We start from the raw sequence: 236 nt of genomic DNA on the forward strand, positions 1-236 counted from the left end.
GAACCTCGAAGCCCTTCGGCTCGACCATTCGTCGGGACAGAACGTTGGCATGGAGGAGCTTACCGTGCTTCCCAGCAAGCACGACCTCCTTGTTGAAGCTTTGACTGACCGTGGATGGCGGGTACTCCAGTCATGACGCGTGAATTTTTTGGCCCGGAGACCGTCGCCCGCCCGGGCAAGCCGCTGGTGATTGCCATCGACGGCCCTGCGGGATCGGGCAAGTCCAGTGTCAGCAC

At 61.4% G+C, this 236-nt stretch carries 1 pseudogene; it reads left to right on the top strand.

Annotated elements, in window-relative coordinates:
* Positions 1-136, top strand: a pseudogene (locus N7568_RS25380) (prephenate dehydrogenase); the annotation flags it as partial.
* Between the last annotated feature and the right edge of the window lie 100 nt (positions 137-236).

The sequence above is a fragment of the Paenarthrobacter aurescens genome (assembly GCF_025421775.1).
In the GTDB taxonomy this organism is placed as follows: Bacteria; Actinomycetota; Actinomycetes; order Actinomycetales; family Micrococcaceae; genus Arthrobacter; species Arthrobacter aurescens_B.